This is a genomic window from Terriglobales bacterium (assembly GCA_035561515.1).
GTDB lineage: Bacteria > Acidobacteriota > Terriglobia > Terriglobales > Acidobacteriaceae > DATMXP01.
In genome coordinates this window covers 108,201-130,179 of sequence record DATMXP010000027.1, presented here as the reverse complement: position 1 = coordinate 130,179, position 21,979 = coordinate 108,201, and the positions used below count along the sequence as shown (strand labels likewise).

20 protein-coding genes are annotated in these 21,979 nt (G+C 57.5%); 10 read left to right on the top strand and 10 right to left on the bottom strand.

What is annotated here, in order from left to right; genetic code table 11:
- The first annotated feature begins 10 nt into the window (after positions 1-10).
- From VN577_13320 to VN577_13285, 8 genes are all read left to right on the top strand, one after another.
- On the top strand, positions 11-520 hold the full coding sequence (locus VN577_13320; GenBank protein ID HWR15801.1) for a hypothetical protein: 510 nt from the start codon (positions 11-13) through the stop codon (positions 518-520).
- 60 nt (positions 521-580) lie between these two features.
- The gene (locus tag VN577_13315) at positions 581-1,267 is read left to right on the top strand and encodes a hypothetical protein (protein ID HWR15800.1); all 687 of its coding nucleotides are present in this window, start codon (positions 581-583) and stop codon (positions 1,265-1,267) included.
- A gap of 309 nt (positions 1,268-1,576) precedes the next feature.
- The gene (locus VN577_13310) at positions 1,577-3,892 is read left to right on the top strand and encodes a TonB-dependent siderophore receptor (GenBank protein ID HWR15799.1); all 2,316 of its coding nucleotides are present in this window, start codon (positions 1,577-1,579) and stop codon (positions 3,890-3,892) included.
- A gap of 40 nt (positions 3,893-3,932) precedes the next feature.
- Entirely contained in the window at positions 3,933-5,090 is a 1,158-nt protein-coding gene (locus VN577_13305; protein ID HWR15798.1) for a glycosyltransferase family 1 protein, read from the top strand.
- A 72-nt stretch (positions 5,091-5,162) separates the two neighbouring features.
- On the top strand, positions 5,163-6,113 hold the full coding sequence (locus tag VN577_13300; GenBank protein ID HWR15797.1) for a thioredoxin domain-containing protein: 951 nt from the start codon (positions 5,163-5,165) through the stop codon (positions 6,111-6,113).
- A 23-nt stretch (positions 6,114-6,136) separates the two neighbouring features.
- Complete coding sequence (locus VN577_13295; GenBank protein HWR15796.1) at positions 6,137-7,207, top strand: SurA N-terminal domain-containing protein; 1,071 nt, start codon at positions 6,137-6,139, stop codon at positions 7,205-7,207.
- Between the two features lie 112 nt (positions 7,208-7,319).
- Positions 7,320-8,936 (top strand): DUF2207 domain-containing protein, encoded by a 1,617-nt coding sequence (locus VN577_13290; GenBank protein HWR15795.1) that lies wholly within the window; start codon positions 7,320-7,322, stop codon positions 8,934-8,936.
- A gap of 106 nt (positions 8,937-9,042) precedes the next feature.
- A complete protein-coding gene (locus tag VN577_13285) occupies positions 9,043-9,654 on the top strand; it encodes a DoxX family protein (GenBank protein HWR15794.1) in 612 nt (203 codons plus the stop codon).
- Positions 9,655-10,044: 390 nt separating this feature from the next.
- Here VN577_13285 and VN577_13280 read toward each other — a convergent pair whose 3' ends face one another.
- From VN577_13280 to VN577_13245, 8 genes are all read right to left on the bottom strand, one after another.
- The gene (locus tag VN577_13280; protein HWR15793.1) at positions 10,045-12,615 is read right to left on the bottom strand and encodes a protein kinase; all 2,571 of its coding nucleotides are present in this window, start codon (positions 12,613-12,615) and stop codon (positions 10,045-10,047) included.
- Positions 12,616-12,745: 130 nt separating this feature from the next.
- Positions 12,746-13,159, bottom strand: a complete 414-nt coding sequence (locus tag VN577_13275; protein HWR15792.1) for a VOC family protein — start codon at positions 13,157-13,159, stop codon at positions 12,746-12,748.
- Between the two features lie 50 nt (positions 13,160-13,209).
- Positions 13,210-13,506: a MoaD/ThiS family protein gene (locus VN577_13270; protein ID HWR15791.1), complete on the bottom strand. Its 297-nt coding sequence runs from the start codon at positions 13,504-13,506 to the stop codon at positions 13,210-13,212.
- Complete coding sequence (locus VN577_13265; protein ID HWR15790.1) at positions 13,503-14,672, bottom strand: hypothetical protein; 1,170 nt, start codon at positions 14,670-14,672, stop codon at positions 13,503-13,505. The genes VN577_13270 and VN577_13265 overlap by 4 nt, the downstream gene beginning before the upstream one ends.
- A 34-nt stretch (positions 14,673-14,706) precedes the next feature.
- Entirely contained in the window at positions 14,707-15,135 is a 429-nt protein-coding gene (locus VN577_13260) for a YciI family protein (protein ID HWR15789.1), read from the bottom strand.
- Between the two features lie 61 nt (positions 15,136-15,196).
- Complete coding sequence (locus VN577_13255) at positions 15,197-15,607, bottom strand: DoxX family protein (GenBank protein HWR15788.1); 411 nt, start codon at positions 15,605-15,607, stop codon at positions 15,197-15,199.
- Between the two features lie 16 nt (positions 15,608-15,623).
- Positions 15,624-15,983 carry a DUF1428 domain-containing protein gene (locus tag VN577_13250; protein HWR15787.1) on the bottom strand — a complete coding sequence of 120 codons (360 nt, stop codon included), beginning with the start codon at positions 15,981-15,983 and terminating at the stop codon, positions 15,624-15,626.
- Positions 15,984-16,001: 18 nt separating this feature from the next.
- Positions 16,002-16,385: a YciI family protein gene (locus VN577_13245; GenBank protein HWR15786.1), complete on the bottom strand. Its 384-nt coding sequence runs from the start codon at positions 16,383-16,385 to the stop codon at positions 16,002-16,004.
- Between the two features lie 25 nt (positions 16,386-16,410).
- Between VN577_13245 and VN577_13240 the strand changes: the two genes are divergently transcribed.
- A complete protein-coding gene (locus VN577_13240; protein ID HWR15785.1) occupies positions 16,411-17,697 on the top strand; it encodes an RNA polymerase sigma factor in 1,287 nt (428 codons plus the stop codon).
- Between the two features lie 72 nt (positions 17,698-17,769).
- Complete coding sequence (locus VN577_13235; protein ID HWR15784.1) at positions 17,770-18,249, top strand: DUF1203 domain-containing protein; 480 nt, start codon at positions 17,770-17,772, stop codon at positions 18,247-18,249.
- 52 nt (positions 18,250-18,301) lie between these two features.
- On the opposite strand, the gene VN577_13230 is transcribed toward VN577_13235, so the two are convergent.
- Positions 18,302-20,134, bottom strand: a complete 1,833-nt coding sequence (locus VN577_13230; protein ID HWR15783.1) for a right-handed parallel beta-helix repeat-containing protein — start codon at positions 20,132-20,134, stop codon at positions 18,302-18,304.
- Positions 20,135-20,238: 104 nt separating this feature from the next.
- Positions 20,239-21,879, bottom strand: a complete 1,641-nt coding sequence (locus VN577_13225; GenBank protein HWR15782.1) for a tetratricopeptide repeat protein — start codon at positions 21,877-21,879, stop codon at positions 20,239-20,241.
- Positions 21,880-21,979: the final 100 nt, after the last annotated feature.

The window sequence follows — 21,979 nt, the reverse complement described above, 5'->3', positions numbered from 1 at the left end:
GGAGTTGTCTATGGGCAGTCCCGTTTGTTTCACTCGCTGCATGATCGCGGTGGTTGCGTTTGCACTCTGCGGAGGTCCCCAGGTTTTGGCCGCACAGCAAACCGAACAGCAGCCATCTCAACCCGCAACCCAGAATCAGGACTTGGGCACCTCGCAAGACAGCGCAACGCCCGATCCGAGCCGGGGTCCGCAGAAACCAGTCGAGAACCCGTTGCCCGATTCGCCTGGCAGCGCCCGGCAGAACCAGAACACGGCGCCCGCGCAGAATAAGCCGCAGGAAGCACCTGCGGGTGCAGCCGCGGCCGGAGCCGCTACCACCGTGGGTGGCGCGGCCTCGAAGCCCGCCGGTGCCGCCATCGCACCCGCGAAGCAGCCGCAGCGCCGATCGCTCGTATTGAAGATCGCTGCCATTGCGGCGGCTGGAGCGGCGGTGGGAATCGTCTACGGTCTCTCGCGCAGTTCACCGAGCGTTCCCCCGGGCGCGAACACGACCACTACGGCATCCGCGCAGCAAAGGTAAGCTTCGTCGACGCAGCAAAAGAACACCCGTGCCGCTAACCGGCGGCACAATCGGAAACGAATGAAATTGTTGCGCCCAATTCTCATTAGCTTCTCCGGCATGGACGGCGCCGGAAAGAGCACACAGATTGAGAACCTGCGATCTGTGGCAGAACGCCTTGGCCTGAAGACGACTGTCCTGACTTTTTGGGATGACGTGGTCGTGCTCTCCCGGTACCGCGAAAAGTTCGTGCAGAAAGTCTTCAAGAGCGAATCCGGTATCGGTTCCCCGGAAAAGCCCGTTAACCGTCGCGACAAGAACGTTCGCGGCTGGCATGTGAACCTTCTCCGGCACGGACTCTACGGCCTGGACGCCCTGTACCTGCCAAAGGTAATCCTGCACGCCCGCCGCCAAGGATCCGACGTCATCATCATGGACCGCTATATCCACGATGAACTGGCGAACCTTCCGTTAGAGCGAGCCATGACCCGCCGGTTTGTGAAGGCGATCGCAATGTCCGCTCCTCAACCTGACATCGCCTTCGTTCTCGACGCCGATCCCGAAGCGGCGCGCGCGCGAAAGCCTGAGTATCCGCTCGAGTTCCTGCACCAATGCCGCGCCTCCTACCTCGAACTGGCAAACCTACTTGGGACTATCACTGTGGTCCCCGCCCTGAGTCTTGCGGAGGCCAAACACGTGGTCGAAATCTCCTTTCGACGCGTGTTGGCAAAACGGGGTCTCAGGCAAATGGGCATGTGGGCGGCCTGATCGAATCCTCGTCCAGAGTGTTTGCTAGCGGCGATCTGCACCAATAGATAAATCCGGGGGCACTGGATGGCGTTCCTGTCGAATCACTGTTCTTAAACGCCCGAGTTGCACTATTACCAGTGCGGATTCCGTCTTCCTCAGGCGTAGCTGCCAGCCCCGTTTTCCCATTTTGGGAATAGAAAAACGCAGTTTGATGATTTTTCCGTTGCAGCAGCGGGAAAGCGGAGGTATCGTCTTTGTGTGTTGAAAATGAATTTCAATTTCATTTTCAATTAGAATTCATACCTCTTTACTGCCCCGGAGTCTCTCGTGAAGTATCCCGGACTGGTTCTCTTCCTGATCCTCGCCCTTCCCTTCGCTTTCGCCCAACAACTCATGGACATCACCGGCACCGTCATGGACCAGACTCAAGCTGTGGTTCCCGGCGCCAAAGTCGAACTTCAGGACGCCACCGGAAAGACCGTGAAAGCCACGGTTTCAGACCCGCTCGGCCGCTTCGTTGTTCCGGAAGTCCTGGCGGGCGAATACACCCTGATCGTTCATCTCAACGGTTTCCAGTCGCAACAGCAGCGCGTCATCGTCGCCGAAGGCAAGCCGATTATGGCCTCGGTGGAGCTTCAGGCCGCCGGGTCAAGCCACGTCGTTAACGTTGTTGCCGAAGCCGCATATTCCGAAAGCCAGGCCTACACGGCCACCAAGACTAATATCCCCCTTCGCGACGTCCCACAGGCCATTGAGGTCGTGAACAGCGAATTGATTCGCTCACAAGCCGCGGTCTCCATGCAGGACGCGGTCCGCAACGTCAGCGGAGTAAGCGTTCACATGGGCGAAGGTCGCCGGGATCAGATCCTGATCCGCGGTTTCAGCGCTGTGAACGATTACTACGTAAACGGCGTACGTGATGATGCTCCCTACTATCGGGACCTTTCCACACTCGATCGCATTGAAGTGCTGAAGGGACCGGCAGCGGTTCTGTACGGACGCGGTTCATCTGGCGGGATCGTCAATCGAGTCACAAAGACTCCGGAAGCTGAGCAACCGCTGATGGGCGAGTTGACCACGATGGTGGGCGGATACGGCATGAAACGCGTCAGTGGCGACACGGGACTTTCGTTCCTGGGCGGAAAAGCTGCGGTCCGGCTTCCCGGTGCGTGGGAGAGTTCCGGAAGCCATCGGCATGATTTTTATGTCGACCGCTTTACCTTCGCCCCTTCCCTGTTGTGGAAGATCAGTGACAACACGAAATTTGTCGCGCAGATCGACTATCTGAACGACGACCGCCTTCCCGACCGCGGCATTCCATCCATCAATGGGCGGCCCGCCAACATCGATATCGGCAGCTATTACGGTTACGCACCCGATGACTTTCTCGATAATCAGGCCTTCAGCCAGTGGATCAACCTTGAGCACCGCATGGGAACCTGGTTGGTTCGCAACAACTTCCGCCACACGAACTACGATTCTGCTTATAGCAATACGTACTCGAACGGCATCCTCGAAACGGGCGGAGAGACCTTCGTAAAGCGGGCGCAGTACAACTTCAGCGGCACACAGCGCAATTACTTCAATCAGACGGAAGCGGTGAAGTTCACCCGAATCGCCGGCATGAACCACACCATCCTGATGGGAGCTGAGTACGGCTGGCAGGACCGTGATGGGATTCGATTCACCGGCACCGCCGGCAATGTAGCGCTGATCAATCCGGTGCTGACGCGACCGAACTATTCGACGACTCCGGCCACCGACAACATCTTCACCGGCACGGTGTGGGCCGCTTATATACAAGACCAGATCGACATCGCGCCGAAGTGGAAGGCTACGGTAGGAGCGCGTTTCGACTATTACCGTCAACGCCTTGACGATCGAAGGCCAGCGAACGCCGACCTTGGCCGCATCGATCGCGAAGTGAGTCCGCGGGTCGGGCTGGTCTATCAGCCGATCAAGTGGGCTTCGGTGTATGGCAGTTTCAGCCGGTCATTCCAGCCGTCGGGTGAAGCGCTTTCCTTAGCAACGGACAATTCCGAGTTGAAGCCGGAGACTACCCGCAATTATGAAGGCGGCGTGAAATTCGAAACCCTTGGCGGGCGCCTGACCTCGACGGTGTCGGCCTTCCACTTGATCCGCAATAACATCAAGACCACTGATCCGCTTGATCCGACGAAACTTGTGCTCTCTGGCGAGCAGCGCACCAACGGCATGGAGCTAAGTTTCAGTGGGCGTGTCGTCAGGAATCTTGAAATCTATGGCGGTTACGCCTGGCTCGACGCCAAGATTCTGAAGTCCAACTCTCTTTCCAGCGGAGTGCTGATCCAGGGCAAACGTCCGGGACAGGTGCCGCTGCATAGCGGAAGCTTGTGGGCGACCTATCGGTTCCAGAATGGCTTTGGGTTCGGCACAGGCGTCATCTACAACGCCGATCGATTCGTCGCCAATGACGATCTGGTGCTGCTGCCTGGCTACACGCGGGTGGATGCCACCGTTTCGTATCGCAAGAGCCGTTACGAAATTGCCCTCAACCTGCGCAACGTCGGCAACATCAAGTATTACGAGTCCGCGCACGCGAATTACAACATCTACCCGGGATCTCCGATCAGCGGCGTATTAACCACTCGCGTGCGCTGGTAGTTCACCGCGTTTTGGCAGGCCGCTCTTATATACTCACGGCGTGCGAGTTGGCATCGATATAAGAGCGGCCGGAGATTTCGGCGTTGGGACTTACATCCGCAACGTCGTCCGGGAACTGGGGAATCTCGACCGCAAGAACGAGTACATCCTGATCGGAGAGGCCGACCGCATCTTCGATGTCGAGCGTCTTCCGGCGAACTTCAAGACTGTTCAACTCGCCAAGCCGGTCACTTCCACCCGCGGATACTTCGAGCTTCGGCGGATCGTTCAGGAAGAACGATGCGACCTGGTACATCTTCCGTCACTTTTCTGGTTGCCGCCCTACCTGCCGCCGTGCCCATATGTCGTCACGGTGCACGATGTCCTCGACTACATGTACCGCACCACAAGCCGGCACGGACTTAGGGGGACCCTGCAGTTCTACTCGACACGCTACGTCCTTAGCAAAGCCTCCAAGATCCTGGCGGTTTCGAATTTCACCAAGAATGACGTGATGCGTTTGTTCCAGATACCCGGTGACCGGATCGAAGTCATCTACAACGCGATTGACGAACGGTTTCTTCAGGGCCACGCGACTCCTGAAGAGCGCCAGTTCATCGCCGAGCGGTACCAGGTGAGCTATCCGTTCATTCTTTATGCCGGGAAGATCAGCCCTCACAAGAACGTCATTCGCATCATCGAGGCGTTCTCATCGCTTAAATCCGAACTCAGCAAGGAAGACCGTTTCAGTGAGCTGAAACTCATCATCATCGGGGACGAAGTCTCCCGGCATCCTGACTTGCGGCGCACCGTTATTCGAAGTGGCGTACAGAATGACGTCCGCTTTCTGGGGTTCGTGCCGATCGACGTCTTAAGGATCTTCTACGACACGGCTGCGGTCTTTGTCTTCCCATCCTTATATGAGGGCTTCGGCCTGCCTCCGTTGGAGGCCATGGCGCACGGCACCCCGGTGGTGACCTCGAACACCAGTTCCCTGCCGGAGGTGGTGGGGAACGGCGCGATGCTGGTGAACCCCGAAAATATCTTCGACATCCGCCGGGCGCTCTACCGGACACTGACGGACCAGGCGCTCCGTGAGAAGTTGAAAGCATGCGGTTATCAGCAGGTGCAGCACTTCTCCTGGAGAAACTCCGTGACCCGGTTGATTGAGGTATACGAGACGCTGATCAACGGGCGGGAAAGATCCCGCAGCGCCTGAAGGGCTTTTCAGCCCTCTATTCTGTAGAACCTGAGCTCTGCATGCGATAATTAAAGATTCCGGACCTTAATTATGACGAAGTATGTAAACAGCTTTTTCTGGCGCATCTGTAGTGCTGCGCTCCTGGTCTGCGTGGGATGTGCGGCGCAGTCGAGTACCCCCTCCAATGCCGATCTCGACCGCAAGGTCGAACGCCAAATCCGCGCTCATTTTAGCGTCCCGGCGCAGGTTGGTATCGATGTAACCGGGAGGAAGCCCTCCACGGAGTTCCCTGCCTTCGATGCGCTGACGGTCACCTTTTCTGTGGGTGACAAGAAGCAGGACCAGGAGTTCCTGATCTCCAAGGACGGCAAGCAGTTGATCCGCATGTCCAAGATCGACCTGACCAAGGATCCTTACGCTGAGACCATGAGCAAGATCGACATCAGCGGCAGGCCTGTCCGTGGCAACAAGAATGCCAAGGTCACGATCGTCAACTACGACGATTTCCAATGCCCGTTCTGCGCCCGCATGCACGACACCCTGACTCAACAGGTGTTGAAACAGTATGGCGACAAGGTAAAGGTGGTTTATAAAGATTACCCGCTGGTGGAGATCCACCCGTGGGCAAAGCGCGCGGCCGTGGACGCGAACTGCCTCGGCCAGTTGAAGGAATCCGCTTATTGGGATTTCGCCGATGCACTGCACGCGAACGCCCGCTCCATTTCCCAGAAGCAGGGCGCCGACGCACAGCGTGCGGAAGTGGACCGTCTGGTGATGGAAGAGGGCAAGAAGGCCGGCGTTAACACAAGCGAGTTGCAGGCTTGTGTTTCGGCGCAGAAGGAAGATAAGGTTCTCGCTTCCATGGCGGAAGCGGAAGCTCTGGGTGTCAGTTCCACCCCGACGTTGTTTATCAATGGACAGAAGTTGGAAGGCGCCGTGCCGGCCCAGGAAGTAAAGTCCGTAATCGACCGGGCGCTGGCCGATGCCGGGGACACCGCTCCCGCGGCTGCATCACAGAAAACCGGAAACGGCGGAAACTAAGATACGGTGAGACGGAGGACCGATTGATCGCTCATCAACGTTGGACACGCAGTTATCTAAGTTCTGGGTTTTTACTGCTGGCAATTGCGCTCACAGTGGCCTGTAACACCGGCAAGAACGCCGCGGACGTTATGGCCAAAGTAAACGGCCGCAAGATCATGGCCAACGAAGTTGAAAAGTATTACAAGAACCAGACCGCCGGCGCCCCCCAACAGCCGACGGAAGAGCAATCCGCCAGCTTGCGCCTCAGCATTCTGCGTGAGCTCATCGACCAGGAAATCATGATGCAGCGAGCCGAAAAGCTCGGATTGCTCGCCACCGATGAAGAAATTGACCGCAAGCTGAACGAGGTGAAGGCTCCTTACTCACCGGAAGAGTTCAATCAGCGGCTTCAAGAGCGCAACATCACGCTCGACGACTTCAAGAAAGACCTGCGTCGCACGCTGACTGTGGACAAGGTACTGAATAAAGAGATCACGTCGAAGATCAACGTGACCGACAGCGAAGTGGCCGCGTATTACAACGCTCACAAGCCGGAATTCAACCTTATTGAGCCGCAGTATCACCTGGCGCAGATAGTCGTGACTCCGTCGCCTGAGCCGCCGGTCCGTAACCTGAAGAACGACAACGCCCAGAACGACACCGAAGCCAAGAAGAAGGCTCAGCAACTCTTGAACCGGCTCGACAGCGGCGATGACTTCGCGACCGTAGCGATGAACTACTCGGAAGACCCCGAGACGGCCGGCAACGGCGGCGACCTCGGCTTCACTCCGCAGTCGGGATTGCAGCGTACCGACCCGCAGACGCGTGACGTTGTCCTGAAATTGAAGCCTGGCCAATACAGTGACGTCATCACGGTGGTGAATCCGCAGACGAAGCAGCCTGCTCTCTACCGCATCGTCAAGTTGATCTCGAAAGAGCCTGCCGGACAGCGCGAATTGAACGATCCGCGCGTGCAGCAAGCCATTCGCGACCAACTACGTGAACGCCGCGAGCAATTGCTGAAGGCCGCCTATTACGACGTAATTCGCGACGAGGCGAAGATCCAAAACTACTACGCCGAGCAGGTTCTCAAGAACGCCGGACAGAAGTAGACTCGTCCGCCAACTACCCTGGCGCAGGTTACCCTGCGCCTTTTCTTTTTGCCTGCCGGGCTGAACCACGAATCGCATTGTCGCCGTTGCCGTCCCGCGCCAAACTGTGTAGTTGCGTCGACTGCTGCTCCAACTCGCGATCTTTTTCCTTCCTGTCGGCCTCTACGCCGCAATTCCGCTCAACACCTTCGACACAGTCATTGGCATCCAGCGAGACGGATCCGTGGTCGTGGTGGAGAGGTTCGCTCCGGCGATTCCCACCGCTAAAGTCGTCTGGAGCACCAGCAATGTTTATCCGGCTCGGTGGACCATTCATCAGCCCCGTGTAGTGAATATCATTCAGGTCACCGGCACCGGCGGACGGACGCTCAAGCACTCGGTTCATAACGGATTCACCCGGCTCGAACTCGAAATCGAGACAGCTGGTTCGCCGGAGATCCGGCTCGTCTACGCGGTGCGCAATGCAGTGCAGTTCCTTTCAGATCGCGACGAGTTGCTCTGGAACGCAGGCGAGGGCTGGCACGGGGAGACAGCCCGTACGACGCTGTTCGTGCAGGTTCCGCCTGAGATGGCGCAGGCCTTCCGTGTTCAAGGATTCGTGCGCGGAAAGGGCCTGGTGCCGGTTAAAGAGAGCGACGCCGGTCCTGACCGGGTCTGGTTCGACGCCTCGCGCCTGCTGGACGCTCGCGAGAATCTGAGTGCCGACGTTATCTTTCCGAAAGGTCTGATGATTCAGCCGTCGTGGGGAAGGCGTGCAATCTGGTTTCTAGGTTCCAACCTGATCCTGCTTTTGCCCGTAGCGACGCTGGTAGTAATGCTGGCGCTACGCGCGATGAAGCGCTTGCCGTCGCCGGAAGAAGCTTCGATTACCACACGCTACGAGCCTCCCGACGCTCTTACGCCGGCCGAGGTCGGCCTGCTAGTAGACGATGTACTGAACCCGCGTGACATTACCGCGACCATCATCGATCTGGCGATCCGTGGCAACATTCGCCTCGAGAGCTGCAAGCCCGATGAGGGCATCGATTTCGCAGGTAAGGATTTCATCATCCGGCTACTCCGGCCTCGGGATGAATGGGTATCGCTCGCTTTACACGAACGCACGGTGCTGTTCCATATGTTTTACGGCGGTGAGTGGACAAAGCTTTCCAGCCTCAGCCTGCGGTTCTACTCCGTCGTGCCGCTGGTACGAAGACAAGTCGTCCAATTACTTCGTGGGAAAGGCATGTACTGGACCGACCCCGGGCGTGCTATGGCCGTGCGAATGAACATGCTGCTGGGGTTCCTAGCCGTTGCGTTCGTTATCCAGGTTGCCGGCCTGCTCTCGTTCGCTAGTTCCACGCTCCTCTCGGGAATTGCGATAGCCTGTTCCGCCGCCATCGTGTACTACTTCGGACGGCACATCACCTCGAAGACCTTGCGTGGCATTCACGCTTGCGAACAGATCGTGGGATTCCAGCACTTCCTCGATTCCGTGGAGCGCGACCGCCTCGAACGTCTGCCAGCGCAACTCTTCGAAAAGTGGCTGCCCTATGCCATCGCGCTCGGAGTCGAGCAGCACTGGGCGCAGAACTTCGAAACCGTTGCGATCGCCCAATTCGAGTGGTTCGGCGGATTGGAAGAAGCCGTATTTGACACGGCCGGTCTGGCCAAAACTCTCGAGTTTTTCACCAGCCAGACAGCAGGTGTGCTCCTGACCGTGCCCCGATCCTACCCCACCTGGAGCTAACCGGAGCGGGAAACTCTTGCAAATAGAGGTGGCTTGAGCCATGATTCTGCTCACTCCTCCCCCATTCGGCTCCCAAGGCTCCCAGGAAGTTTCGCAGAGGCGCGCCATGAGCTACTCCTACCGCCGGTTTCGCCGGGTGTTGGCGTTCGTCCGTATCGTCCTTGGAATGGTCTTCACCTACTACGGTGCGACCAAACTCTTTGACCCGAACTTCTTCTCCTTCGGATTCAACAACACACTGACAGATCTGAACCGCAGTGCTGCCACATGGTACTCACCGATTGTTGAGAGCATGTGGAAACACCCAAGCAGCTATGCCGTCGCGATTGGCATGGTGGAGTTGTTTATCGGCCTCGGACTCCTGTTCGGCCTGGCGACCCGCCCGGTCTCCTTTGTCGGAATGCTCTACTCCATCAACAAGACGCTGATCGCCTGGCAGCCAAACGTGCAGTATCCGACAACGTGGAACTATCTCGACGCCCATATGGCCCAAATCGCACTGTTCTGCCTTTTCTGGATCTTCCTTGTTGAGCATGCAGGTGAAACCTGGGGACTCGGCGCCATCTATCATGCGCATCGTTTCCGCCTGCTTCCCGTTAGTAGCCCAATCATGCCGCAAGTGACAGAAGAAGAAGAAAACGAACAGACCAGCGATTCTGACGAAAACGAAATCGATACTCCTCTTCCCCGCCGCCCTGTGGGACGAAGAGCTGTGTAACCCGGCAGCACTCGATTTCTGTTTTGCGGTGACAACCGCCGAGAAGAATTCTCACTCTTATGTTTACGAAGGCCAGCGGGATAGACACGATGGCTCAAGGGAACTGAGTTGTTGTCGGGTTATCGGCAACGTTCAGGAACTCGAAAGTTTCGACTTTCGAAACCGTTGTGAACGATTACGGTCGTTACACATCGGAACCGTTAGTGATTCGCTACGGCGCTCACTTACGCACATGAAATAGCGCGGTTTAACCTATGAATGATGCTGCTTCGGCAGTTCGTTGATGGGTTGAGCTGAACAGGATCATGAACTCCGCAACGCGCGAGCGTTCCGGTCCCGAGAGCGAAACGTCGCGTATGTTCCGTTGGCTCTTCGCCATTTTGGACCGGTTTATTTCTGCGGTTTCAGAATCCAGACTTCATCCTGTAAATGAGTGCTATTGCTGGTGGTAACCAACCTTCCGTCTCGTGAGATGTCGATGGGGTAATTTACGCCCTCGAACCTGACGCCCTTCAGTGTCCGGGTCGTGCCGTTCTCAATGTCAGTAACTCGAATTTCCTGATTCCCATCTGCCCCGTCGACAACATAAGCGATGCTCTTTCCATCCGGCCACCACACTGCCCAACTTCCAATCGACACCACTCGCCGTTCACCTATGCCGTCCGCACGGATGATCCAGACACCGCTGCGGTAACTCCGGTCGGCACAAAAGAGCAGTGACTTTCCATCCGGCGACCATCTCGGCAGGGTCGAAGGCGTTGGAGTAAGCTTCCGCGCCTCACCTCCACTGAACGGCTGTACATACACGTTCACCTTGCCACGATCGTTTCGGGCGAACGCGATCCATTTTCCATCGGGTGAGATATCCGGGAAGGAATCGCCATCCGCGGCGGTCGCAGGTTGCGCTGGGCCCCCTTGCGCTGGCACTCGCCATGCTCTCCCTCGTCCGGGCCAGTTGCAGAAAACGATGGTCGAACCGTCTGGCGAGAATCGCGGATAGATTTCATCTTGTGCTCCAGCCGTCAGCCGCTTCGACGGGCTGTTGCCATCCGCGGCGGTGATCCAGATGTGCCACTCCTTCATGTTCTCGTAATAACTGTAGGCAATCTGCCTCCCGTTCGGAGAAAACGCCGGAGCCCACACAAACCCCGTGTGCCGGCCGATGCTGCGAGTTGTGTTCACGTTGATGTCGTGCACCAGCAACTCATACTTCCAGCGAGAGTTCGTAAACGACACGGTACCGTCACGCGCGACCGAGGGCGTTTCGTCGGGGCCCGCCCCGGTCGTCACGCGAGAAGCCTCGCCGCCTGCAACTGGCCTCACCCAAAGGTTCTTGGCACCTCCTCGGTTCGAGGCATAAACCAGGGACTTGCCGTCAGGGGTGAAGACAGCGGCCTCGCTGAACACGTTCGGCGGATCCTCCCATAACCTGCGAGCAGCGCCGCCGTTTGTTGGAACCAGCCAGATTTCGCCCGCCACTCCGCCAGTGCTACGCGTTACAGCGAGCGTGGTTCCGTCCGGAGACCACTCGGCGCTTTTGAAGAAGGGATACACATCATCGGCTTTGAGCAGTATCCGCTCATCCTGCCCGTCGAGATTGGAGATGCCGATCGACATCGGCTCTCCGGGACGGCTTGCAATGTAAGCAAGCCGTTTTCCATCCGGCGACCAACGTGGACGTCCGGCATTCGATACAACCGTTGTGACCTCGCCGCCGAGAATGGGGATAATCGCAATCTCCGGTTCCTTCTCTGTGCTGCTGCGCAACCGGCCGAAGGCGATTCGCTCGCCATCCGGCGAGAACGACGGACCACCCTCCATATAGGAGTCGTTGGTCAGCCGCACTCGACCACCTCCGGCGGCCCGGTTCAGGAAAAGGTCGAAATGGCCATCTTCCTCGGCGACGTACGCCACCATCTTTCCGTCCGGCGAAAGCGACGCACCGTTAATGCGCCCTTCCGATGAAACAAGCAGTGCCAGTTCCCCTCCGACGCCGAGCGTCGGACGCTGCATCTTCCGGAAAACAAGAAACGAAATCGCAACCGCAATCGCGACCAGCGCTACGCTACCCGCAAACCACACCCACGTTGGCGTCCGCGCGGGCGCTTCGACTGCAATGGTGCCGGTGCTTGAACACAACAGATCCAGTGCCGCTCGCAGTTCGCCGGCATTTTGATACCGCTCTTCGGGAGACTTGGCCAGGCACCTGCCGATGACGGTACGCAGGGAAGGAGAGATCTCCGATCCCAGCGGCGCAGGTTCCTGTTTCATGATTGCTTCGTAAAGTTCAAACCCGCTCGCGCCACCGAACGGCGATCGAGCGGCCGCCATCTCGTAAAGTGTTACCCCGAGCGCCCAGATGTCGCTTCGTGGGTTGGCCGGCTTTCCGGAAAGCAACTCGGGAGCAAGATAACGTGGCGTTCCGGCTACCAGATTCACTTTGGTGCTTCGCGTCTCGGTTTGCTCCTCGATCTCCTTCACCCCGGCCAACCCGAAATCGAGGACCTTCACGGCACCCTTCGCAGTCACCATCACATTCGCGGGTTTCAGGTCCCGATGGATGACGCCTTTCTCGTGAGCCTCTTCCAACGCCCGTGCGATCTGTTGGCCGACCCGGATCACTTCGCGCTCGCTGAGCGGCCCGTGACCGATCATGGACTCAAGTGTCGTTCCCTCCACCAATTCCATCACGAGGAAATCGACGTTCGCTTCGGAGTCGAAGTCGTGGACGATGGCGATGTTGGGATGATTCAGACGGGACAGAGCGAGTGCTTCACGGCGGAACCGGCGTCGCGCCGATTCCTTCGCCAGCAGATCCGGTGGCAGAACCTTGATGGCGACTTCTCGATCGAGCCTCTCGTCTCGCGCACGATAGACCTGCCCCATGCCGCCTGACCCAACCTTGCCAACAATGCGGTAGTGGCCCAGCGTCGCCGGAAGTGCAGAATCCACCTTGCCCATGGGCGAGGTCTCCAGACCTGCTTGGATGTTGGCTCACATCTTAGAACGGTTTTTGCCGCCTGCAGCCCACGAATTGAAAAGGCATCCCATTTCGGGATGCCTGGCCTTTGCGGTGGTAGCTTCGTCGGTTTTACGGCCGCGGACGTTCGCAGTTCACCATCCACGGAGTGCCGTACTTGTCGGTGAACATGGCGAAGCGCTGGGCCCAAAATGTCTCGCCGAGCGGCATCATCACCTCTCCGCCATCGGAAAGCTCCTTATAGATGCGTTCCGCTTCCGCGATATCGGTGACATTGATGGAAACTGAGAATCCTTGCGGCTTACAAAAATGCTGCGGAGGCGCATCGGACCCCATCAGCACCGCGTCGCCTATCTGCAAAGAGGTGTGCATGATCTTGTCTTTAAAGTTGGCGGGTGTCTGATCCGCCATCGGCGACTCGCCATGCGTCATGCTGAAAACAATCTTCCCTTTCAGCACCTTCTCGTAAAGCTTGAACGCTTCTGCACACTTCCCATCGAAAACGAGATAAGTATTCAACTTCATATTGCACCTTCTGTCTTTCTGTCTTTCAGATTGGTTTCAGAATCCGGCCCCTATCCGCCGGCGATTGCCCCAATAATCAGGAACGGCTCCTTGCCCGATGCCACTTCTTCCGGCAAGGCCGCGTCCGGCGACTCGAGTGAGAGGTCCTGGGCGCACGCGAAGAACCGCAAGAAGTCCCGCCGCTTCTTTGTCACGTGATCACGGATCGTACCCCGCAGCATCGGATAGCGCTCTTCCAAAGCATCGAGCACCGATCGCTGCGTAACCGCGCCATTTACCTCGATTTGTACTTCGCCGCTCACCTTCGCCAGTGTCCGAAGGTGAGCAGGCAATTCCACGCGAATCATGGCAGTGTTTGCACCTCTACCGAAAGAACCGCCGGAAGATCATGCACGATGGGCTTCCACGAATCGCCCGCGTCAGACGAGCAATACACCTGTCCGCCCGTGGTGCCGAAGTACACTCCGCATTTGTCGAGCGAATCAACGGCCATCGCATCGCGCAGGATGTTCACATAGCAATCTTTCTGTGGAAGCCCTTTCGTCAGCGGCTCCCATTCTCCGCCGCCGGTGCGACTGCGGAAAACCTTCAGAGCACCGTCCAGCGGGAAGTGCTCGGAATCGCTCTTGATCGGAATCACATAGATCGTCTCCGGCTCATTCGCGTGTACATCAATCACGAAACCGAAGTCCGTCGGAAGATTGCCGCTGACTTCGCGCCAGTTGTCGCCGGCATCGTCGGTGCGCATGACATCCCAGTGCTTCTGCATATAGAGGGTGTTCGGACGCGCGGGGTGCATCGCGATCCTGTGCACACAGTGTCCAACCTCCGCGTCCGGATTCGGAATGTACTGCGACCTGAGCCCGCGGTTGATCGGCTTCCAGGTCTTGCCGCCGTCCTCCGTACGAAATGCCCCCGCAGCGGAAATTGCGATGAACATCCGGTTGGGATTGTTGCGGTCAATCACGATCGTGTGCAGACCCATGCCGCCCGCACCCGGCTGCCACTGCGGTCCGGTGCCGTGACCTCTCAACCCGGACATCTCGTGCCATGACACGCCGCCATCCGTGGAGCGGAACATCGCCGCGTCTTCCACTCCCGCGTACACCGTGCTCGGATCCGTCACCGACGGTTCCAGGTGCCACACCCGCTTGAACTCCCACGGATGCTGTGTGCCGTCGTACCACATGTGCGTCTTCAACTCATGCGTCGAAGTGTCATACGCAAATTTGTTGCTCTGTCCTTGCGGCATCCCGTCTGGCGTGGGATCCGGCGCACCGCCCGGGACCTCCCACGTCTTGCCGCCGTCGTTCGATCGCTGGATTAACTGCCCGAACCATCCACTCGTTTGCGACGCGTAGATGCGGTCCGGGTCCACGGGCGATCCCTTGAGGTGATACATCTCCCAACCCGCGAAGTGGGGCCCGTTCACCTGCCACTTCTCACGCTTGCCATCTGATTCCAGGATGAACGCGCCTTTGCGCGTACCAACAAGTACTCTTACTTTGCTCATTGCCTCACCCCTGTAAGGTTTCTTCTGTGACTTGTTATGCGGAACGCTTTGCCAATTGTTCCGCTTCGGCACGCAAACGGTCTTCCTGCTCGCGTAATTCTGGCGTGAATTCAGCCCCGAAATCTTCTGGTTCGAAAATCCGGCGGATCTCCACTTCGCCATCCCGGAAAGGAGACTTCTTCAACCACTCGATCGCTTCCTGCAATGACTTAGTCTGCCAAATCCAGAAGCCCGCAACCAACTCCTTCGTCTCCGGAAACGGTCCGTCGATCACCGTTTTCTGTTCACCTGAAAACCGAATACGCACACCCTGCGAGCTTGGCGCCAATCCTTCACCGGCCAGCATCACGCCTGCCTTCACCAGCTCTTCGTTGAAGATACCCATTTCGCGCAGGATCTCCTCGGAGGGCATCATCCCCGCTTCACTGTCATTGTTCGCCTTCACCAAAACCATGAACCGCATTGTCTTCTCCTGTAATCTGTTTCTCTTACTTCCTTGCGCCGCTGACGCAAAAGAAACTTAATCAACCGCGAAACGGAATCAACGCTCGTACTTTCGTCTCCCGCCAATACAGTCCTGCCCAGATAAATACACCGAGGTAGATCGGGAAGAGTACGTGAGTGAAAAGCGGATTCCCCACGCGGACGTGCGTAGCCACCGCACCGCCCAGGTAACCTGTCAGCAGGATGGCGCCGAGAATACTGGTTCGCGGAATCGCATAAGCTATCGTGCAAACCAGCAACGTAATGCCGATACCCAGGATCGTGCTCTCCGGATATCCAAGGCTTTTCGTTCCTTCTACGACGGCCGGCGGTTTCACCAGCTTGCCGATGCCGTCTAGAACTAAAAATAGAATGGCGATACCGCTGAGTACTCGCCCTGCCACAATTCGCTTCTTGCTTGTCATCTGCACTGTCTGAGTTGCTGCTTGCATCGTTCACCTCACGAATCTAGCTCTGCACCATCACTTCGAACCCGCCCCAGGCCATACGCTTTAAGTCGAAGGGCATCTTCTTCGGATCGAAAGTATTCATCCGTTTGTCCTTCATCACCTTTGCGTTCACCTTGTCGCGATGCGCACGCGACTTGTACACGATCCACGAGAACACGATCACTTCGCCCTGCTTCGGCTTCACCAGTTTCGGGAACGGCACACCGAATTTCACGGCCATGTCGTCGCCATACGACTCGAAGTACTCGAGTGCGCCGTACTCCTTCCAGACTTTGGCGCCCAACTTCGCCATCTTGTGATAGGCCTTCAGGTTCTTCTTCGGAACCGGAAGGATGAAACCATCCACGTACTTAGCCATCGTTCTCTCTCTTTCTCGTTACTGAACTGCCTGTCGCTCAGCCTCAGTGGTGGGCAACAGGTCCGAAATTTCGACAACTGGCCGTATTTCCACCTTGCCCCAGCGTGCAGCCGGGATCCTCGCGGCGATCGCAATGGCTTCGTCCAGGTCTTTCGCTTCCACCATGAAATAGCCGCCGAGCTGTTCGCGCGTTTCTGCAAACGGACCGTCTGTCACAAGCCGTTTCCCTTCACGAACTTGCACGCTGGTTGCTGTCGCTACCGGCTGCAACGGACTGGCCGAGATGTACTGGCCTTTCGCCGCTAGGTCGTGGCAAAGCTGCGCCGACTCCCCGTAGCACTTCTCGCGTTCCGTATCCGTGATGGCGTTTTCTTCGGAGTAGATAAGGAGCATGTACTTCATTCGCGTTTCTCCGTCTGTATAACGAATGGCAAACATGCAAATCGACACGACCCCGGAAATATTTCTAAAATCGGGTATGTCTGCCGACCCCACATCGGCCGTTGAAGAAGTTTACCGCACTGATTGGGGACGAATTGTCGCCACCTTAATCGGGCTGGTCGGAGACTTCGATCTCGCGGAAGAGGTTGCACAGGAAGCATTTACGGTCGCCGTGGACCAGTGGCGCACATCCGGAGTTCCCGAACTTCCTCGTGCCTGGATCGTAAAAACAGCCCACCATAAGGCCATTGACCGGCTCCGGCGTCGTACCAATTTTGAGGAAAAGCTCGGCAGTTACGCCACGATGGTACGTACCGTAGAGGAACCAAACTACGATACGAATGAGATCCCCGACGACCGCCTCCGCCTTATCTTCACCTGTTGCCACCCGGCGCTCGCACGCGAAGTCCAAGTTCCGCTAACGCTTCGGGAGCTATGCGGGCTCCAAACCGATGAGATCGCGCGCGCCTTCCTGGTCCCGTCCACCACCATGGCACAGAGGCTTGTCCGCGCAAAGCGGAAGATCCGCGATGCCGGCATTCCCTACGCCGTTCCCGAAACCACGGAGATGGCTGAGCGTCTCGAGGCCGTACTCACCGTCATCTACCTCATCTTCAACGAAGGGTATTCCGCCACCCGCGGCCATTTGATCCGTCACGACCTTTGCTCGGAAGCCATTCGTCTTGCGCGGCTGGTTTGTTCGTTGATGACGCCAAGGCCATCCGAAGCCTTGGGCCTCCTCGCGCTCATGTTGCTGCACGATGCGCGCCGTGACGCCCGTCTCGATGAAGCTGGCGACCTGATTACGCTCGAGGACCAGGATCGTACCCGGTGGAACCACCGGCAGATCGCCGAAGCCATGCCGCTCGTCTCCGACGCGCTTCGCACGGGACTCGGTCCTTATTCTTTGCAGGCCGCCATCTCGGCGATTCATTGTCACGCCCCACGCGCCGAAGATACCGATTGGCGGCAGATCGTTGGAATTTATGGCGAACTGGAGCGCATCCAACCTTCACCCGTGGTCTCGTTGAACCGCGCAGTGGCGATTGCGATGGCCGATGGCCCACAGGCGGGCCTTGCCATCATCGACAAGTTGGAAGGGCTCGAAACCTATCATCTCTACCACGCCGCGCGTGCCGATCTTCTTCGCCGAATGAATTCCCTGGCAGAAGCGGCTAAGGCCTACGAACGCGCCCTTTCGCTTGTCACCAACGACAGCGAGCGTCGCTACCTGGAACGGCGGCTCCGCAACGTGCAGTCCGGATCACTTTAATCGCAAGAACCGGATATTCCGCAGACTGTGTATCGCGCACAATCGTTCTCACTTCAATGAGGTGAGAAAGCTATGAGCAAGTTCCGCGTCGTCGCACTCAGCACACGAACGGCTGATTACGTGCGTGCAAAACAAAAAGCTCCCGTGTTCGGACATCCGGCTTTCACCAGCGTCGCCACCGGCCACGGCCCGTGCCGCCACTGCCTGACTCCGTTTCGCATCGGGGAAGAAAGCCGAACCCTTTTCACGTTCGACGCCTTCGACGGCACCGCTGCCGTGCCGCTGCCTGGTCCGGTCTTCATCCACTCCGATGGTTGTGCACGATACGCTGAAGACGCCGGTTATCCGCCGGCGCTCGTTCCGTATCCGGTGCTGCTTGTCGCTTATGCGGGAGAGCAGCAGGTCGTGGCACAACAGCGAGTCGCTGCGGGTATGCAGGAGGAAGCTGTGAACGAATTACTGTCGCGTTCCGACGTCGACTACATCCACGTCCGCGACGGCGAAGCCGGGTGCTTCGACTTCCGTGTCGAGAAAATGCAGGAAAATGCGTGAGGCAGTCCCCACCCTTCGCCGGGATCTGCGCAAGGGTGGGGTTCGTTACTCCTTACCTCTTTGTCGGATACGCCCCCACGGTCTTCGACTCCGCTTCACTCCAGCCGAGCATTTTGCGCACATCTTCAGGTAGCGGCACCGTCGCTGGGATCGGCTGCGCCAGTTCATACCGGCCTATGTCCGCACCTTTCAGCACCGAGCGTGGGCTCCTATCGATCTGCTTCCCACTCGCTTCATACGCTGGAAGCGCTTTTCTGAATTCTTCAAGCGAATCAAAGGTCAACGAGCAGTTTTCATTCTTCGCCGGACTCCACGTCACCAGCGGAGGCGGAGTTGCTCCCGTCGCAACTGGTCTCGCATACACGTTTCCGTTCATCTCTTTAGTTTGCGGGTTGGGAAGCTGCTGGCACATCTCTTTCGGCTGCTCGAAACGCACCATGGGCTGACTATAGGACCCACTCGCGACCAAAAGGTTGTTCACGAACACGTGGTTCTCGCGTTCATTTACATCCGGACCGGTAGATGGATGCCATCCGAAATGATCGTTCGTCTTGCTGCGCTCGTTACGCTCAAACGACGCCGGTGCGTCTACATAAGTGTTGTTGTAGATCCGCACTCCGGCAGAATTCAGTACCCGCGTGCCCTTGTTGCAGTGCGCAAAAACGTTTCCTGCGACCGTCGCCTTCCATGAAATCTCCCAGAACAGGCAGTCCGTCGCGCCTTCGATCCAGTTGTCCAGGATCATGCCGTCATGGTTGCCCACGTCATACCAGAGGCCATTCGAGTTCGGATGGTCGATCACTAGGTTGTCGCGGAACGTTACCCGCCTTGTCTGGTTGAAGATCTTTACCGCGGATGCGTAGTAGCCCGTGATGTTCTCGATGTTGTTCCGACGGATAATGTTTTTCTCCAGCAAAACATCCGAGGACCCGATCACGTAAATGCCCTCAGTTCCGGTATCGCTGATCAGCGAATTCCGAATGATCAACCCATCGCCGCGAAAATATCCCGCTACCCGCGAGCAGAATGTAATCGTCACGTTCTCGATCAGCGTGCCGACAGCCTCTTTGCCGAATGTTGCCGGATCCGACAATCCCACCGGTTCGTCCGTTGGTTCATCGTTCGACGTGAAGTGCTTTTTCCCCTCCACCTCCAGCGCGCGATACGCATATTGCGTGAACGTGATGCCGCGGATGGTCGGTCCCTTGTGATCGTTGGTCTTGCCGTGGACGGGTTCGCTCGTGCGTACCAGCGCGCTGTCGAACGCCGTGATCTCCACCTGCTTGTTCGTCGGATCGGTGCCGATGTACACGTACCCCGTTTTGTAGTCGATGAAGTACGACTTCGGGTCCAGCTCGCCTTCCCATCCCACTGACTTCAACAATTCGCCGTTGACGAACACCATGTCGTTGTTGAAGCGATGCAGCGGTGTCTTCACTCCCTCGCGATCACGTCGCCACCAACTGAGTGGCTGTGCCGGAAAGAGCTTCTCCCATTTCGTTTTCCAGATGTTGTTGCCAATCGCCTGCCACTCCGTTGCCACCTTTGTGCCCTTCAGTATCGGCCCCTCCTCAAGGTAGGGCTGGATCGTGACGCCTTGGTTCAGCAACAGGCCGCCGGTCCGGTATACACCGCCGCGCAGGATTACAGCATCGCCTGTAACCACCTTCTTGATCGCTGCTTCCAGCGTGGTCGGTTGCTGGAGTGTCCCTGGCGCCTCTGGCTTTCCATCTGGCGCAACAAAATAGACGTGCGCTGCCTTCGGAACCTCGTACCGCTGGTCAATCGGACCATACGGCCCGCCCGAGGGCTGCGCCAGCAACCAGAAAGCAGGAGTCAGAAGGAAAATTCCCAGGAGAAAGGAGGGTACGAAACGCCGATGCATGTCTGTCCTTCTACAACGATTTAGTTCGTTATAACAACAATCACGGACAATATACGCATTCGCGCACGAACTGTCACTGTCGGCACCCGCGGGCCGTTACGAATCTACTGGCCCGCCATGGCTCGGATCTGCATCAAGGCCCGTCGTGCGGTTTCGTTCGATGGATCGATACTCAGGGCATATCCGTACTGCCGCTGTGCTCCCGCCACATCGCCCAACCGCAGCATCGCCTCCCCTGATCCAAGCAGGCAATGTAAGGCGATATTGGCGTCCTTGGTGTAGGTCCCCGCCAGCAAGTAGTGCTGCAGCGCCCCTTGGACGTCGTAGCGAACGAACAGAATTTCAGCCATGTTGAAGTGGCAGAGGTCTTGTTTCTCGTTCAGTTCGCACGAGCGCTTATAGTGCTCAAAGGCTTCGTCCATCCGGTTAGAAACCAGTAGGGCGTCGGCGAGCAGGTTCTCGATCATCGGTTCAGGCGTCTTCTCAACCTGCGCCGCACGAGTAAACAACACAACTCCGTTTCGCCAGTACTGCACATAGTGGTAGCTCGCAAATGCGAACACTGCCACTAGCACGCATCCGGCGACCGCCGGAATCATCCGCGGAACGTGAGCCTTCTCAACCAGTGCCGCACATCCCCAGACAGCCGCAACAAATATCCCAATCGCCGGGATGTACGCGAACCGGTCTGCGATGACGACGTATCCTGCCTGCAGGATTCCCGTTACCGGACCAAGTGCCAGGACGAAGAAGAGCCAGCCTACAATCAGATACCCCGTCTTCCGGCCTCGTATTGCCGCTGCCGTGATCGCCACCAGCAGCAGGATCGCTCCGGCCAACTGCAAGATGGGAATCCATTTCGGGTGGTAAGGATAGAAAGCTGCCAGGTCAGTCGGCAGAATCAGTTTTCGCAGGTACACCACATACGAAACGAATGCCTGTTCAATCCTCATGCCCAGCGGGATAGTTCCAGTGGTAGCGAAAGCGCCGACTGCGCGTTGTCCGATGATCGTGATGACCGTGCTCCCCACGCTCATCAGCAGCAGCGGGACTTTCTCCAAAACCAGCCTGCCCCACGACGGTGGGTTCTCTTGCCCTCTTCGCCGCAGCGGCCAGACATCGATCAGGAGCAGCAACACCGGCAGCGTAACCGCCATGGGCTTCGACATCAGCGCAGCCAGAAAAGCCAGTGCCACCAGCGCATAGCGTTTTGCGGCAGGCTTTGCGACATACCATCCATACGCCGCAATGGTCAGAAACGAAAACAGCGCACTTAACAGACTCTTTCTCTCCGATAGCCAAGCCACCGTTTCTACATTCAGCGGATGAAATGCGAACAGTGCCGCAACCATCGAACTGCGCCAGAAAGCTCCTGTGCCTTTGTAGAGAAGGAAGAACAACAAAAGCACGTTGATCGCATGCAGGATCAGGTTCACCGCGTGATGCGATCCCGCGCGAGCCCCAAACAACTGCACATCGGTCATGTGCGACATCCACGTCAGCGGATGCCAGTAGAAGATACCGGTCTCCTTGAATGCCCATGCAATATTGGCGGCACTTAACCCGACCGTGACGTGCGGATTGTCTGTAATGTAGTTGTTATCATCCCACCGCAGAAATCCGTGTTCGGAGACGGGCGAATATACGAGGACGACCGCGAGAACGAGCGCTAGCGGTATGAGAATTTGCTTTGGAGGCAGGCTGTTGGTGAATGAACGCCACCAGTTCGCGCTTTCATCGCCCATCGGAAGGCTCCCGGAGAAAATCTCATCGATTCTCTTTTTGGTCAGTCACCGACAGCAATGACATGCATCACCAGTCTGTTGTGACCATCACCCGGCAGCC